General features: G+C 69.7%; 18 protein-coding genes and 2 pseudogenes. 8 read left to right on the forward strand and 12 right to left on the reverse strand.

What is annotated here, in order from left to right; translation table 11 throughout:
* Positions 1–116: pseudogene (locus tag Bequi_RS14470) on the forward strand (IS30 family transposase); the annotation flags it as partial.
* Positions 117–365: 249 nt separating this feature from the next.
* Here the strand turns inward: Bequi_RS14470 and Bequi_RS13570 are convergent.
* Positions 366–1,922 (reverse strand): SDR family NAD(P)-dependent oxidoreductase, encoded by a 1,557-nt coding sequence (locus Bequi_RS13570; RefSeq protein ID WP_249738476.1) that lies wholly within the window; start codon positions 1,920–1,922, stop codon positions 366–368.
* A gap of 149 nt (positions 1,923–2,071) precedes the next feature.
* On the opposite strand from Bequi_RS13570, the pseudogene Bequi_RS13575 reads away from it, so the two are divergent.
* Both Bequi_RS13575 and Bequi_RS13580 read left to right on the forward strand, forming a co-directional pair.
* Positions 2,072–3,055, forward strand: a pseudogene (locus Bequi_RS13575) (cation:proton antiporter); the annotation flags it as partial.
* Positions 3,056–3,640: 585 nt separating this feature from the next.
* Entirely contained in the window at positions 3,641–4,066 is a 426-nt protein-coding gene (locus tag Bequi_RS13580) for a cation:proton antiporter (protein ID WP_249738524.1), read from the forward strand.
* Positions 4,067–4,077: 11 nt separating this feature from the next.
* Here Bequi_RS13580 and Bequi_RS13585 read toward each other — a convergent pair whose 3' ends face one another.
* Positions 4,078–5,412 carry an alpha/beta fold hydrolase gene (locus Bequi_RS13585; RefSeq protein ID WP_249738477.1) on the reverse strand — a complete coding sequence of 445 codons (1,335 nt, stop codon included), beginning with the start codon at positions 5,410–5,412 and terminating at the stop codon, positions 4,078–4,080.
* A 110-nt stretch (positions 5,413–5,522) separates the two neighbouring features.
* On the opposite strand from Bequi_RS13585, the gene Bequi_RS13590 reads away from it, so the two are divergent.
* Entirely contained in the window at positions 5,523–6,137 is a 615-nt protein-coding gene (locus Bequi_RS13590; RefSeq protein ID WP_249738478.1) for a histone deacetylase, read from the forward strand.
* Between the two features lie 7 nt (positions 6,138–6,144).
* Here the strand turns inward: Bequi_RS13590 and Bequi_RS13595 are convergent, their stop codons facing one another.
* The 6 genes from Bequi_RS13595 to Bequi_RS13620 form a co-directional block, all read right to left on the reverse strand.
* A complete protein-coding gene (locus tag Bequi_RS13595) occupies positions 6,145–6,324 on the reverse strand; it encodes a hypothetical protein (RefSeq protein WP_249738479.1) in 180 nt (59 codons plus the stop codon).
* 219 nt (positions 6,325–6,543) lie between these two features.
* Positions 6,544–7,062 carry an NUDIX domain-containing protein gene (locus Bequi_RS13600; RefSeq protein WP_249738480.1) on the reverse strand — a complete coding sequence of 173 codons (519 nt, stop codon included), beginning with the start codon at positions 7,060–7,062 and terminating at the stop codon, positions 6,544–6,546.
* Positions 7,059–7,457 (reverse strand): hypothetical protein, encoded by a 399-nt coding sequence (locus tag Bequi_RS13605; RefSeq protein ID WP_249738481.1) that lies wholly within the window; start codon positions 7,455–7,457, stop codon positions 7,059–7,061. The genes Bequi_RS13600 and Bequi_RS13605 overlap by 4 nt, the downstream gene beginning before the upstream one ends.
* A gap of 273 nt (positions 7,458–7,730) precedes the next feature.
* Positions 7,731–8,051 carry a DMT family transporter gene (locus Bequi_RS13610; RefSeq protein WP_019160223.1) on the reverse strand — a complete coding sequence of 107 codons (321 nt, stop codon included), beginning with the start codon at positions 8,049–8,051 and terminating at the stop codon, positions 7,731–7,733.
* Positions 8,051–8,398: a DMT family transporter gene (locus tag Bequi_RS13615; RefSeq protein WP_249738482.1), complete on the reverse strand. Its 348-nt coding sequence runs from the start codon at positions 8,396–8,398 to the stop codon at positions 8,051–8,053. The genes Bequi_RS13610 and Bequi_RS13615 overlap by 1 nt, the downstream gene beginning before the upstream one ends.
* A 2-nt stretch (positions 8,399–8,400) precedes the next feature.
* A complete protein-coding gene (locus Bequi_RS13620) occupies positions 8,401–8,931 on the reverse strand; it encodes a TetR/AcrR family transcriptional regulator (RefSeq protein WP_249738483.1) in 531 nt (176 codons plus the stop codon).
* A gap of 67 nt (positions 8,932–8,998) precedes the next feature.
* Here Bequi_RS13620 and Bequi_RS13625 point away from each other — a divergent pair, with 67 nt between their 5' ends.
* From Bequi_RS13625 to Bequi_RS13640, 4 genes are all read left to right on the forward strand, one after another.
* Positions 8,999–9,655 (forward strand): DUF1345 domain-containing protein, encoded by a 657-nt coding sequence (locus Bequi_RS13625; protein WP_249738484.1) that lies wholly within the window; start codon positions 8,999–9,001, stop codon positions 9,653–9,655.
* 107 nt (positions 9,656–9,762) lie between these two features.
* On the forward strand, positions 9,763–9,945 hold the full coding sequence (locus Bequi_RS13630) for a chemotaxis protein CheY (protein ID WP_249738485.1): 183 nt from the start codon (positions 9,763–9,765) through the stop codon (positions 9,943–9,945).
* 162 nt (positions 9,946–10,107) lie between these two features.
* On the forward strand, positions 10,108–10,350 hold the full coding sequence (locus Bequi_RS13635; RefSeq protein WP_124093353.1) for an antitoxin VbhA family protein: 243 nt from the start codon (positions 10,108–10,110) through the stop codon (positions 10,348–10,350).
* Position 10,351: 1 nt separating this feature from the next.
* Complete coding sequence (locus tag Bequi_RS13640; protein ID WP_249738486.1) at positions 10,352–10,810, forward strand: Fic family protein; 459 nt, start codon at positions 10,352–10,354, stop codon at positions 10,808–10,810.
* A gap of 22 nt (positions 10,811–10,832) precedes the next feature.
* Here the strand turns inward: Bequi_RS13640 and Bequi_RS13645 are convergent, their stop codons facing one another.
* The 4 genes from Bequi_RS13645 to Bequi_RS13660 are packed head-to-tail and all read right to left on the reverse strand — an operon-like array spanning position 10,833 to position 14,704.
* A complete protein-coding gene (locus tag Bequi_RS13645; protein ID WP_249738487.1) occupies positions 10,833–11,276 on the reverse strand; it encodes a GyrI-like domain-containing protein in 444 nt (147 codons plus the stop codon).
* A gap of 10 nt (positions 11,277–11,286) precedes the next feature.
* Positions 11,287–13,275 carry a hypothetical protein gene (locus Bequi_RS13650; RefSeq protein WP_249738488.1) on the reverse strand — a complete coding sequence of 663 codons (1,989 nt, stop codon included), beginning with the start codon at positions 13,273–13,275 and terminating at the stop codon, positions 11,287–11,289.
* Positions 13,272–13,601, reverse strand: a complete 330-nt coding sequence (locus tag Bequi_RS13655) for a helix-turn-helix domain-containing protein (protein WP_196382962.1) — start codon at positions 13,599–13,601, stop codon at positions 13,272–13,274. The genes Bequi_RS13650 and Bequi_RS13655 overlap by 4 nt, the downstream gene beginning before the upstream one ends.
* Positions 13,601–14,704: a tyrosine-type recombinase/integrase gene (locus Bequi_RS13660; protein ID WP_249738489.1), complete on the reverse strand. Its 1,104-nt coding sequence runs from the start codon at positions 14,702–14,704 to the stop codon at positions 13,601–13,603. The genes Bequi_RS13655 and Bequi_RS13660 overlap by 1 nt, the downstream gene beginning before the upstream one ends.
* Between the last annotated feature and the right edge of the window lie 32 nt (positions 14,705–14,736).

Consider the following 14,736-nt stretch of genomic DNA (forward strand, 5'->3'; position numbering starts at 1 on the left):
CGAGCATCGCGGAGGAGATCAACAACCGGCCCCGCCGCCGACTCGGCTTCCTCTCACCGAAAGAAGCCTTCACCCGCCTCCTCGCCGGCGAACCCCATGTTGCTACGACGCCTTGACGCCACCACCGGACCGACATTCGAAACCGACGCGCCCCGGCTGTGGATAAATCGGATTAGATGGCGCCAGCTTTTCCACGATTGTGCAGAACTGCGCCTGTGGAGGATTTAACTAGACGCTTCTTCGCACAGTTCTCCACATCTTCCATATTTCGCTGACGCCTTGCGGGATGCTGAGGGCCGCACGAGCCGACGGGTGAGCAGGAGGTCGGGCAAGAAGAGCCGCCGCTCAGCCCCTCACCGCATTTCTCACCACGGGCTCGGCTTGTAGTCCTTCACGAAGCAGCCGTACATGTCCTCGCCCGCTTCGCCGCGCACGATCGGGTCGTAGACCCGAGCCGCGCCGTCCACCAGGTCCAGGGGTGCATGCCAGCCCTCGGCCGCGATCCGCAGTTTGTCCTGGTGGGGGCGCTCATCCGTGATCCACCCGGTATCCACGGCCGTCATGAGAATGCGGTCCGTCTCGAATGCCTCACCGGCAGCAGTGCGCGTGAGCATGTTCAGCGCAGCCTTCGCCATATTCGTGTGGGGGTGCCCCGCGCCCTTGTACCGGCGCGAGAACTGGCCCTCCATCGCCGACACGTTCACGATGTACGCCCGCCGCGCCCCGGCCTGCACAGCGGCGCGCATCGAGGCCCGCAGGCGGCTGATCAGCAGGAACGGCGCGGTCTCGTTGCACAGCTGCACCTCGAGCATCTCGAGCGCCTCGACCTGGTCGACCGTCTGCGTCCAGGAGTTGCGGGTCTGCAGATCAGGAAGGAGCCCGCCGGCGTCGACGGCCGTCCCCGCGAGGTGCTGCTCGAGGCTCGCACTGCCCGCCTGCAGCGACAGCGCCGTCATCTGGGCGGCCGACTGCGCCGTCATCTGCGCTGCCATCTGCGCCGTCGTCTGCGCCTCCTGCTGCGCGGCCAGCGCCGCCTCGGCCGACTCCCCCTCGTGATGGGGCACGGCGACCGACCCCAGCACCCCGGCGATCGCTGCGGGGTGAGCTTGGGAGATGCGGTCGAACGCCGTCATCTCCGGCAGCGGGATGCCCGTCGGCAGCGGCGCATCCTCCTGCTCCAGCAGCGCCGAGTACGAGCTCGGGGAGCGCCGCACGGTCTGCGCGGCATTGTTGATGAGGATGTCGAGCGGGCCTGCGGCGGCGACGTCGTCGGCCAGAGCGATCACCTGCGTGGGATCGCGCAGGTCGATGCCGACGATCTTCAGGCGGTGGATCCAGTCGGCCGCGTCCTCCATCTGCGCGAAGCGACGCACGGCGTCCTTCGGGAACCGCGTGGTGATCGTGGTGTGGGCGCCGTCGCGCAGGAGCCGCAGCGCGATGTACATGCCGATCTTCGCGCGGCCTCCCGTGAGCAGCGCCCGCTTGCCGGTGAGATCGGTGCGCTGATCGCGCTTCGCGTGCGACATCGCGGCGCAGTCCGGGCACAGCCAGTGGTAGAACGCGTCGACCAGGGTGTAGTCGCGCTTGCAGATGTAGCAGCCGCGCGCCTTCTTCAGCTCCCCCGCGAATGCGCCCTTCGCGTTCGAGACCAGGGCGATCCCGCGGGTCTCGTCGTCGATCCGCATCGGCGATCCCGTCGCCGTCGCGGCGATCACGGCGCGATCCGCCTTGCGCTGCGCCCAGGTCTTCTCGCTGCGGCGACTGCGGGCGAGCTGGCGCTCGAAGGTGCGAGCGCCGCGCTTCAGCGCGACCAGGAGCTCATCCTCGTCGGCCAGCAGCGGGGCCGACCGCAGCACGCGCAGGGCGACGGCGACGTCGTCGGGAGTGGGCGGGAGGGTGTTCGCGGGGGTCTGCTCAGGCACCTGGCGAGTGTACGGGCAGTGCTCTTCGCCCAGTGCTCCCCACGCAGTGCTGAGAGGGCGGCGCGCCCTCCCCGGCCCTACGATCGATCCCGCCGTCCCGGCACCCCACCCGCCGCGCCGCGTGCGCGCCCCACCGAGTGGAGTCCCCGATGATCGAGCTGATCGGACTGGGCATAGGGGCCGCGCTCCTCATCTGCGCGGCCGACGTCCCCGCGCCCCGCGCCCGGATCGCCGCCCCGCTGCTGCTGGTCCTGGCGGGGATCGCGCTGAGCTTCATCCCGTCGCTGCGCGGCTTCGAGCTGGAGCCGGAGCTGGTGCTCGAGGTGATCCTCCCGCCGCTCCTGTACGCGTCGGCTGTCGCCATGCCTGCGATGAGCTTCCGCCGCGAGCTGCCGCCGATCGGCGGCCTCGCGGTCGCGCTCGTGCTCATCAGCTCGCTCTCGCTGGGGCTGCTGTTCGCCTGGCTCGTGCCCGACCTCGGATTCGTCTGAGGCGCCGCGCTCGGCGCGATCATCTCGCCGACCGACGCGGTCGCCACCTCGATCATCAAGGGCCGCGGGGTCCCCGGGCGCGTCGTGACCATCCTCGAAGGGGAGTCGCTGCTGAACGACGCCACCGCGCTCGTGGTCCTCGCGACAGCGATCGGCGCGACAGCCCACGGCTTCTCGGCGCTCGCGGCGACCGGCTCGTTCCTGTACTCCGTGGTCATCGCGATGCTGATCGGCGCCGTCGTCGGCATCGGGAACTTCTGGGTGCGCCGGCGCGTCGAGAGCCCGGTCGTCAACACGATCCTGTCGTTCACGCTGCCGTTCCTCGCCTCGGTCCCGGCGGAGCTGCTCGGCTCCTCGGGCCTGGTCGCGGCGGTCGTCGCGGGGCTCATCACCGGCGTCCGCGGGCCGCGCGAGCTCCCCGCGGAGCACCGCCTGACCAGCGGCATCACCTGGCGCAGCATCCAGATGCTGCTGGAGGGCATCGTGTTCCTGACGATGGGCCTGCAGCTGCACGCGATCGTCGGCGAGCTGACGGGCGAGGGGGCGGCCGAGGGACCGGCCCTGCTCGGCGGCCTCGGCATCGCCGCGCTCGCCCTCGTGCTGGTGCTCCTGGCCCGCACGGCCTGGGTCGCGCCGATGCTGCGGGTGATGTCCCATCGCGCCCAGCGCCACGCCGTCCTCCAGCCCAGCATCACGGCGATGCAGGAGCGCCTGGAGCAGAGCCAGCAGCTCACCCAGCAGCACCTCGACGCATGGGAGCGGGTCGGTGCCGCGCTCGCCGGCATCGAGTCACCGACGCGGCAGCAGGTCGGATCGGCCTGGCGGCGCGTGCTCGAGGAGCAGGCCGACGGCGGCGACGAGCTCGCCGCCCGCCGCCTGGAGCTGATGGACCGCACGCCTCAGGAGCAGTTCGGCACCGCGCTCACGGCTCCGGCGGAGCAGCGCGGACCCCGGCGCGGGAGGCAGCGCGGCGACCGGGGCCCCCGCGGCCGCCATCCCCGCCTGCGCCGCCACCGCCGCGAGCTCGCCCGTCGCCGGGCGCTGCGCGCACTCGGGCTCGGCGGCCGCGACGCCGGAGCCGCGTTCGCCCTCGACGCGCGGGCGATGCCGGATCCGGCACGGCTGGAGCGCTACGCGACGCGCCTGCGCCGGGCCAGCGCGGACATCGGCTACCTCGTGCGGCAGCCGCTCGGCGCACGGGACGGCGCGGTGCTGGTGTGGTCGGGCATGCGCGGAGCGATCACTGTCGCCGCCGCCCAGACCCTGCCGGAGGAGACCCCGCACCGGGCGCTCGTCATCTTCATCGCCTTCGCCGTCGCGACGCTGTCGCTCCTGCTCCAGGGCGGAACCATCGGCCTGCTCGTGAAGCGCCTCTACTCCCCCGAGCCGACGCAGGAGGAGGCCGACCGGGCCCGCGAGGAGCACTCGGCGATCATCGCGCTCATGGAGGCCGCGGGCGCCGAGGCCGAGCTCTCGCTGGACGAGGACGCGAGCGCCAAGGAGCACCAGCTCACGACCCTCACCGCGCAGCGCGAGACCCTGCTGGATGCCCGCGATGACGGGCTGTTCGACGCCGACGCGCTGCAGCACGCGCTCGACGCGGTCGACGCGGAGGAGATCGCGCTCGCGATGCGCGGCGGGCCGACGGGCTGAGGCAGCGGGGTTCAGCCCCGCCGCTCTCCTGTCACCAGGCCCAGCAGGTGGTCCAGCACGCCCTCGCCGCTCGCTCGCAGTCCGTTGTGCTCGAACTCGCTGGTGATCCAGAGCCGCGGATCCCGCAGGTGCGAGGCAGTCTCGAGCGACAGCTCCCGCGGCACGTACGCATCGTCGTAGTACACCGCCGCGGCGACCGGGCAGGTCGCCTCGGCGAGCGCGGCGGGGTCATACAGGGCCGGCCACTCGCGCGCGGCGAGCAGCTCCGCCGCCTCGGCCCAGGGCGCGAGCTGCGGATCCTCGGCGATGGCCTCGCGGTGCATGTGCTCGCCGGCGAGCAGCGTCGGATCCTCGCGGACCGCGTCCGGCATCGTGCGCTGCGCCGCCCAGCGGGTGGCGCCGCCGTCGGCCCAGCAGGACTCGTGCAGCACCGCGTAGATCGGGTTCCGGCCGGAGAACGGGAGGGCGCCCGCGAGATCGGCGCGGAAGGCGGGACTGCGGGGGTCGAGCTCGAGCAGGTGGTGGAGCTTCTCCTGGCCGCCCGAGGCGCCGAGCAGATGCCCGAGCCTGCGCAGCCGTTCCGTGCCGACGGGTGCGCCGTCGGCCGTCGAGAGATCACCCGAGCGCGCGAGATCGACGAGGGCGCGCATGCGCTCCCGGTCGCCCGGGAAGCGCGACCAGTGCCGCTCGCTGCGCGCGATCATGCCGTCCCAGGTCAGGGCGTAGGCCTCGTCGATGCGGGGGCCGAGCACCGGCAGCCCGCCCGTGAACATCGCAGCCGCGACCGACCTGCTCGCGACGCTCAGATACCGCAAGGTCGTGAAGCCGCCGAAGGACTGGCCGAGCACGGTCCAGGTCTCTGCGCCGAGGGCCACGCGCAGCAGCTCGGCGTCGGCCACGATCGAGTCCGCGCGGAAGAGCGCAAGGTAGTCAGCCTGCTGAGCAGGGGTCGCCTCGCGGAGCGTGGATGCGCCCGGGATCGCGCCCTCCGGGAGAGCTGAGTCCAGGCCGACGGGCGTCGAGCGGCCGGTCCCGCGCTGATCGAGCATGATCACGCGGAAGTCGCGCAGGGCGCGCGCGAGCCACGGCGGCGAGGAGGGCCCGTCGGACCGGGGCGCCTCGAAGCCCGGGCCGCCCTGCAGATAGAGCAGGAACGGGCGGTCCTCGCCGCCCGGAGCGGCGAGCTCGCGGGCGAAGAGGGAGAGGTGCGGGGCCGACGGGCCGGCGGCAGCGCCATGGTCGAGCGGGACCTCGAGGACATGGTCCGTGATGCGCAGCCCGGGGGCGCTCCACGGCGTGCTCGAGAGCGTGCTGGAGGGGGCGGGGGCGGCGGCAGGGGAGGTCATGCGGCCAGCCTAGCCGGGCTCCCGGAAGGGGCGGATTCCGTGGCCTTGACCACGCTCTGCACTCCCCGGGCTTCCGTATCACCCTGGATCAGGGTCATAGTGGACAGGTCATGCACTCTTCAGAAGACCTCGTCTGGTACGTCAGCTACGGCTCCAACATGAACGCGAGCCGGCTCGCGTGCTACCTCGAGGGCGGCAGGCCCCCCGGCGCGATGCGCGGATACACCGGCGCCCGCGATGCGACGCCGCCGCGCGCCGCGGCCCCCGTGATGCTCCCCGGGCGCCTGCACTTCTCCGGCAGCTCGCGCGTGTGGGGCGGCGGGATCGCCTTCTACGACCATGAGGCCGACGGTCCTACCCCGGCTCGCGCGTTCCTCATCAGCGCGGAGCAGTTCGTGGACGTCGCCGAGCAGGAGATGCACAAGCCCGTGCGCGCCGACGATCCGCTCGAGGAGATCGTGCGCGAGGGCGTGCCCGGGGGTCGCTTCGAGGCCGGTCCCGGCCGCTACGAGACGCTGCTGAACGTCGGCGAGCGCGACGGGCTGCCGATGCTCACCTTCACGGCACCGGATTCGATCACCGAGATGGAGTCCACCGACCCGACCGAGCCCTACCTCGACATGCTCGCCGAGGGGCTCGCCCAGGGCCACGGCTGGGGCCGGGACCGCTGCGACGCCTACTTCGCAGCGCGCGGCGCGCACCTGGATCTGCCGGCCGCAGCCTGAGGCGGAGTCAGCGGCGGGCGGCGGTGCCTGCGTGCCGAGCGAGGCGTGCGCTCTGTGGGACCCGCGCGCGCAGCAGGCGCGTCAGCACGACGGCGCCGACGATCGCGCACGCGAGCACGATCACGGTCATGCCGGTCGAGAGCAGCAGGACGAGAAGCTCCTGCGGGGTGAGTCCGAGCATGTCCATCGTCGTCCCTCCATCGGGCGTGCGCTCAGCCCTGTGGCCTGCGCTCCTGGGAGGAAGGTAGCACCGCCCCCCATGGCGCAATGGTCCGATGCCACAGCTCCGCCGGCACCGGAACGCCCGCAGGCAGGCGGCGAGAGTCACGAGAGGACCCGAGCCGGGCTGCTCTCGAGTCCTCTCGTGACTCTCGCCGTGGGCCACCTCGCTCAGCGGCCGCCTTGCTCAGCGCCCCGGGCCCACCAGGGTCCCGAGCCAGGTCGGGCGGGAGCTGGGATCGGACTGCAGCCATTCGCGCAGCCGCGCCGGGCGCACGTCGTACTGGTGCAGCTCATCGATCGGCAGCCAGGCGGTGCCGATCTGCTGCCCGTCGGGAACGGCGCCGAGACCGGGCTCCTGGCCCTCGGGGAGATCGCACCAGAACACGAGGTTCACCTGGTGGAACAGGTCGATCGGACGGCCCGAGCGCGCGGCGACGTCCGTGATCACCTCGAAAACGCAGGCGAGGCCGAACACCTCGATCTCGGCGCCGATCTCCTCGCGGCACTCGCGCTGGAGCGCGTCGATCTGCGCTTCCCCGTGCTCCTGGCCGCCGCCCGGGAGGTCGTGGACCTCCCCGGCGTAGCGGTTCATCAGGATCGCGCCCCCGCGCACGATCGCGGCCCGCACCCCGACGCGCGGGGTGCGGGAGATCGGCGTCAGGGCGTCGGACGCGGATGCGCCGGCCGAAGACGCGTCGCTCACGGACGGCCCGCGAGGGGATCCTCACCGGGCGTCGTGGCCGAGTTGCCGTCGAGCTCGGCGGCGATCTCCGGCGACTCGAAGCCGGGGGCGCCCACGGTGTCGACGCCCTCGGCGTCGCCCGCCAGCTCGACGTTCTCGGCCGCGGAGTTCCCCTCGGCGACCATCTCGTCGCCCTCGCGGTTGCCCTGCTCGGCCGCGGTCAGGTCATCGGCGCCGACAGGATCGGGCGCGTCGGCCGCGTCGTAGGAGGCGTCCTGCGCGTCGCGCGCGCGATCGGCCTCGAGGATGTCATCGGCGCCCTCGACGCCGGTGCCGACGGGACCCTCGGCCCCGGGAGGGGTGTTCGCGCGGATCGCCTCGTCGCCGAAGGGGTTCTGACCGGTCTGCTCCGTCATGGGGGCCTCCTGTGCATGTCGCTGCGCCGGTGCGCAGGTGGAGCACAGAGTGTAGGCCGCGCCTATGGTTGTTCGGTGAGCTCCCCTTCCCTCCCGCCTGCACCTGCGCCTTCCCCGCTCCCCCCGTCGGCCCCCGCCTGGGCCCTGCCCGCCGCGATGCTGGGCGGCGTCTGCGGCGCTGTGCAGTCGCGCATCAACGCGCGCCTCGCCCTCGGGCTGGGCGACGGGTTCACCGCCGCCGCCGTCTCCTTCGGCACCGGGCTGCTCAGTGGGTTAGTGGGCGGCGCCGAGTTCGACGAGGAGGACGCCACCGATGATCAGTGCGATGCCGAGCGCCATGACCCAGGTGAAGGGTTCTTTGAACAAGAACTTGCTGGCCACCGCGGTCAGAGCAACGCCCGAGGCGGCCCAGATTCCGTAGGCGACACCGATACCGAGGCCAAGGGCGAGGACTTGGGTGAGGAAGAAGAACGCTCCGAGGTAGCCCACGACGACGGCGATGTAGAACAGCTTCCGGCCGCCGGTCGCGAGGCGCAGGGAGAGCGCGGCGCCGACTTCGAGGACGATGGCGAGGATGAGGAAGAGCCAGACCATCAGATGCTCGCCTCCTTCTTGCGCTGTGCCGCTTGTGATCCGAGCTCGACGGTGAGGACACCGCCGATGATCAGCGCCAGGCCGAGGAGCATGACCCCGGTGAGGGGCTGTCCGAACAGGAGTGCGGCCAGCAGCGCGGTCAACGCCACGCCCATCGCGCCCCAGATTCCGTAGGCGACCCCGAGGGCCATTCCTTCGCGCAGGACGAGCGCGAGAAGGGTGAACGCGCCGACGTAGCCGACGCCGACGAGGATGAACCAGGCCGGGTGGTCCTGCGCGGCTTGGAGGGAGAGGGAGCCGGCGACTTCGCCGATGATCGCGCCGGCAAGGAGAAGCCATTTCTTCATAGTCAGTCCTTCAAGAGGGTGTGGGCAAAGACGCGGAGCTGGGCTCGCTCGTCAGGGGTTGGGGGGTAGAAACTGGCGGCTTCGGCGAGCCATCCACCGTCCGCGAGGAGGCGGGCTGCGAGTAGTCGTGTGCGTTCGGCGGGGTCCACGTCATCAGGCACGACGAGCCACGGTGCGAGACGTTCGGCCCAGCGTCGGGTGAGCGAGCGCCGCAGCTTCGGGTCGCTCATCGCCACCAGGTCGGTCTCATCGAACCCCCCGGACAGTGACCAGTCGAGGTAGGCGCCGATGCGCGCCGCCGCGCCCGCCTCAGCCGGAGGTATGCCCAGTCGTGCGATCAGAGCCTCTTCCCACCGGTCTAGAACGGAGTCGACTAGGGCGAGCATGAGCGCTTCCTTCGTGGGGAAGTGATACATCACCCCCGGCTTGGTCAGACCCACGATCCGGGCCACCGAATCCAGGGACACCGCCCGCCCCTCATCGAGCTGGGTGAAGGCGGCCGCCAGGATCGCGGGACGAGGATCAGTGCGCATACAGGTAGATTACGATCCGGAAGGTAACCGCGCTGACAATATGCTGTGATCGGGAGAAGGAGGCGTCGTGAACGCAGAGCGGCCGCGTGGCAGGAATCGTGGCGTCGACTACCTGGTCACAGGCCTAGAAGCCCTCACCGCCCTGGCTGCGCTGGCATACGTGGCGTCCGGGGATGTCGTGATGCTGATCGTGTGGGAGGCGATCGCCGCCGGATACCTCCTCGGAGGGCTCGCACTGACCTGGTACCGCAGCGTGCGCGGCCAACAGGTGCCCCCACGGACGGGAGTGCTGGACGCGCTCTCCTGGATCTTCCCGCTCGTGGCAAGCCTCGTCGGAGTGAACGCCGCGCTCCTGGCCATCACCGTCCGCGCACCGATCGACGGAACCCGGGCCGGCTACACCTTCACCGGTGTTGTGGCGGCCGTCGGCATCATCTTGTCGTGGCACCTTCTACACACCGGATTCGCGCAGATCTACGAAAGCATGCAACACCGCAGCCCCCCGCAGCCGGGCCTCGAATTCCCGCGCACCACTACGCCGGGCCTAGCCGACTACCTCTACTTCGCGTTCACCGTGGGAACCTCATTCGCGACCTCGGATACGTCCGTGACCACGGTGCGCATGCGGTGGCTGGTTCTTCTCCACAGCGTTGTGAGCTTCTTCTACAATGCCCTCGTCGTCGCCGTGGCCATCCAGATCATCCAACAAATCGCCGGCGCCTAGCTCCATCGTCGCGCGCGATCGCAGGCCCGCGGCAATAGCGATGCCTCCAATCTCCCCGCCTGGGCCTCGAACCAGCTACGATCCGGGAAGCTCTGGGGGGAGTGTCTATGGCTGAGCGAGTGGCAGAACGGGTGCGGCGGACGCTGCGCGAGCAGCCGGAGCTCGAGATCCGGTTCACCGAGGCGATTAGGGCAGATAGCTACTACCAAGGCTCTGTCGTGCTTTTCTTGCACCCCATGCACCAGGCCCTCGTCGACGAACTGCGCGCCGAGCGTCGCGGCGGTGAGTGACGGGACCGAAAACGATCGATTCCGGCACGGCCGCGAGCTGCACCGCGGCGATGTCGACACGCCGTGCCGAAAGTCCGTGCCGAAACCCTCTTGTGCCGAAACTTCTTATAGACCGTTTTCGGGAAAACCGGTAGACTGGTAGGACGACGAAGGGAGCCCATCGTGGCTGAGACATTCACGGTCGAGCAGGAGTGGCCGGAGCTGTTCGCGCAGCTCGACGCGACGCAGCGCGACAGCGTGCGCCAGGCCCTCGCCGCTGGATGGCACGAAGGGTTCACCCCAACCCGCGAGGACGTCGAGAACGTGACCGACTACACCCGCGGGGCGATCGACCTCGCGGAGTACCGTCGACGCGGCCACGCTGCCGCTCGCCGCGCGGCCGGCGTCGTCGGCGCCGCCCGCTGACGTGGCATCCCAGTTCGATAGCTGGGAGTCGTACTTCTACCCCGACACGATCGACCCGGATACCGGGATCGGGACGCTGCGCAACCTCTACGAGGAGCGCGACGCGCGGGTGCTGTCCCGGATGGAGTACACCGACACCACCGTGCGCGCCGTGCAGCTCGGTAACGGCGAGGTCGAGATAGCTCGCACGTTCGACGGGGCGCACCTACGCGCGATCCACGGGCACCTGTTCCAGGACGTCTACGAGTGGGCGGGGGAGTACCGCACTGTCGAAATGTCGAAGGGTCCGGGCCGCGGATTCGGTGAGGTCAGGTCGGGCGAGGTCGACCGGTATCTGTCGGACGCGCGCCAGCTCGTGACCTCGACCGACTGGGCCAAGATCAGCCGCAACGATTTCGTGGCCACGGCGTCGACCGTGTTCGCCTACGTCAATACCGGTGGAAGTGCATTATCCGAGTGAGAACTATCCGCCTTGTCTGAGGTCAGCTCGATGAGTTGATCGGGACGAGGCAGTCAACCTCGCCCTCGCGGCGGTAGTACTCGATGTGTGGCCGTCCAGGGTCGTGGTTTGCGTGTTTGAAGAGCGCGTCGAATGCTGGGGCGATGTCCTCGTAGATGGACGGTGCGCTGCCGCGCAGGCGCAGGCGCAGATAGCTGCCGCCTGGGATCACGGTCTCGTCGAGACCGAGTGGATTGTCGTGGTCTCGATCGAGACGCGCGGAGGACAGCCGATAGACATCGTCTTGGCCGTAGAACAGTCCCATCATTCTGCGGCCCTGTAGCGAGTCGAAGGAGCCCTCGAAGTCGGGCCAGGAGGCTTGGATCGCCGCGATATCGAGGGCGACGTCACGACTCAGGGCAGGGGTATCGTCAAGCTCGATGACGTCGATCCGGCCGAGGTCATGGTTCGTGGGGTAGTCGGTCATGGGTTCCTGTCTACTGGATTTTCGGGCCTTTTCTCAACGCGGCTGGTGCCGTGCCGCGCAGGGCGGGGTAGTCGCCACGGGTGCTGCCGGAGAGGCGGGCATAGTTCTCGAAGGTGGCGACGCTGAAGTCGAGCATGTCTGCGAGGACTTTCGCTGGGACCGCTCCTGCGAGGCGGAATCGGGCGATGTTCTGCAACTCGGAGATGGAGACGCCGAACGGGCGGAGTCGGCGATTGAGATACTGCGGGTCACGCGGCTGGCCGGGCCGTAGGCCGGGGAAGAGCCAGCCATCGGGCGTTGGCTCCGCGAGGAGATCGAGTTGTTCCCTGGCGAGGATGGCGATCGGATCGGAGAGCGCGAGTGGGCGGTCTCCGATGAGGAGGTCGAGGGAAGCGTCTCGATCCCGGAGCTGGTTGCGGCGCAGGAGGAGAACCTTGCTGGCCGGGAGCCCGTAGACGGCGATCAGCAGCGATGCGAGGCGGGCATCGAGCGCGATGGTGCGATCCGTCGCGAGGATGCGGATGACGTGTTCGAGCTGTTCTTCGGAGGTGCTGATCGTCGGTTCTCGACGTGGGAGCGTCGCGATGCCGAGGTCTGGTGTGATGTCTCGTTCGGCGGCCCAGGCGAGGAACTGCGGGAGCCAACGGCGGGCGGTGCGAAGGGTGATGAACTCTTCGATCTGCGCCTGGGTGAGGGAGGCCAGGGGCGTCTGCTGTTCTTCGATCCACGTGAGGAAGGCGACCAGGCCACGCAGGGATGCTTTGACGTGCCGGGCGGCTCCGATGGGGATGTCGCCGGAGTCGTTTCGGCTGGCGCGGCGGAGAAGTACCCATCGGGTGTAGGTGCGCAGCATCTGGTGATGCTCGGCCGGTGCCTCGCTGATGGTCTGCGCCGCCCAGGCCATCAGCTGCCTCGTGGCGGCCGTGTCGCGGGGAAGGGCACCGGCGTCGAGGAGCAGCGTCCGCAGGTAGATCAACGGCTTACTCGGCCGCGGCGTGTCGAGCACCGCGTCGATTGACGCTCGCCCGGAGGCGATGTCGCGCAGCAGGTCCGTGCTTGGCTCCATGCGCAGCCACTTGATGACCTGAGCCGGACGGGGCTGGGCGAGCAGGTAGTCGCGCAGTGCCTGCATCGGAGGAAGGAACTCACCGTCGGGTCCGGTGAGGATGTCGTCGCAGCGGTCGCTGAGCACGCACTTCCCGCAGAGGCGACCGTAGTTGTGTTCTTCGCTGCCGCAGCGGCGGCAGGCGTATCGAGGAGGCTGCCCGGCGCAGGCCGCGCAACAGGGGTGGTCGTCCTCGCTGAGGAACGCGAGGATGCGCTTCTGGCCGCATCCGGGGCAGGGTGCGGCGTTGCGGAGGATGCGGTTGTGGCAGGCGAAGCAGTGCGGGCCGTGCAGGATCGTCGCGGCGATCTTCTTCTGCTGCCCGCAGGAGACGCAGCGACGCAGGCGTGGCGGCAGGCAGTTCAGGCAGACCCGTCGCCCGTCGACGCGCCCAACGGTGGTGACGGTCTTCCCGCAGCTCTCGCAGGCGAACGTCGGGATGCCCTCTGGGCCGCAGCGCTGGCAGACGCGCTGCCCGTCGGCGTTGATCGCGGTGAGCTTCTTCATTCGCAAGCACTGGGCGCATTCACCATAGGAGCGGCGCTGAGTGCATCGGAAACACTCACGCTCACCGTGCTCGTTGCGGGCTTTGACGACCTTCCTCGTGCGGCAGGAGGGGCAGAGCGGCAGGCCGATGCCCGTCGCGCCGTCGCGGGCGAGGCTCGCCAGCAGCATCTGCACCTCCCTCAACGTTTCAGCGTGCAGTTCATGGGGATCGAACTGCTCGCTGGTCAGCAGCCGCAGCGCCCCGTTCCGCGCGCCTGCTCGCACGATCTTCTCCGCTGCGTCGATGACGACCTGTTCGGGCGCGATCACGCCCTTGACGGCCAGTGCGGCCGCGACGCGAAGCCCGAACACTCCATCCGGCTGTGGGGTGCCGCGCGGGATCGTCACGGTTTCGGACGTGTGATTCGCGCGGGGACGGGACGCAGATCACCGATGTCTTCGATCCGCCCGCCCGTGCCCGTCGCTTCAGCAGGCCGCGCGGCGACCTGTTCGAGGACGAGCAGGTCACTGGGGGTGCAGTCCAGGATCGTGCAGAGCGCGGCGAGGACCTCGACGTTGAGCCGTTGCGGGGTCTGCGTGACCAGCCGGAACACCTGCTCGCGGGAGAGCGCGACGCCCTCGGCTTTCAGCGGTTCGAGGAGGTCGGTGGTCTTGAACATGCCCCGCTCGGCCATCAGCGTGCGCAGCCGCCAGGTGATCGTCTTCGTCGTCATCAGGTGCTTCCTTCCGGGAAGTAGAACTTGTCTATCGCCGCCGCCAGGACGCGGTTGCGGTAGTCGTCGGTCACCGAGGTGTAGATCGCTGTCGTCGACGCGTAGGCGTGCCCGACCTGGGTTTGCACGAACTGCTCCGCGTAGCCCAGCTCAATGAGGTGCGTCACGTAGGAGTGCCGCAGGCTGTGCAGGGTCAGCTCGGCCGGCAGCTCGGCCTCGTCGCGGAGCTGCGCGAACCGGCGGTCGAGGTAGCGGTCACCGACACGGGTGCCGCGCTCGGTCGGCCAGAGCCCCGGGTGATTGCCGGGATTGAACCTCTCCCGAACCTGCTCGACGTAGACGCGCAGTCCGTTGATTGCCCAGTCGAACTCCGGGAGGGACAGCACCGACCGGCGCTTGGGGATCGACCCCTTTGAGGACTTCCCGTGCCGCACGTGCAGCAACCCGAACCGACCCCACTGCGGTGTCTTCGCGTTCGTCCGAAGATCGACCACATCCAAGCCCAGCACCTCGCGGCGGCGCAGCCCCCACGCATAGGTCGTCTTCAGCAGCTGGGCATCTCGCAGCGCGGCCAGCGCGCCCTTGCGGCCCTGCCGCCGCAGCGTCTCCACGCGAGCGTCCGCGACAGCAAACAGCGCGTCCAGCTCGTCGTAGTCCAGCGGCCGCCGACCCGGCGTGCCCTCGAAGTCGACGGTGTGCGCGACCGTGTTCCACTCGAAGCACACCTGCGTCGGCACCGACCCGAACCGAGACCGGCACTCTGCGACCCAGCCGTAGCGCTGGTCGGTGATGAAGTCGCAGAACGCGCGCAACGTCAGGTGATAGATCCGCACCGTCGAGCGCGACAACGGGCGTGGCCCGCTGAACAGGCTCGTGGTGAAGTCCTCGATGTCACCGGGCAGCCATTCCCACGGGTACGAGTCCGCGAACCGTTGGAACCGCTCCACCTGCCAGCGCCGCATCTGGATCGTCTGCGTGGCCAGACCGCGACTCGTCTGCTGGCGGGAGAACCCATCGAGCATGCCACTGAATACCGCAGCGTCCTCGTGCAACGGCACGACGCCCGGCTGCCGAAGCAGCAACACCTCCGCATCCTCACTCACCCCATCATTATTGCATCTAACGCAACGCTATG

The organism is Brachybacterium equifaecis (genome assembly GCF_023509525.1).
Taxonomy (GTDB): Bacteria; Actinomycetota; Actinomycetes; order Actinomycetales; family Dermabacteraceae; genus Brachybacterium; species Brachybacterium equifaecis.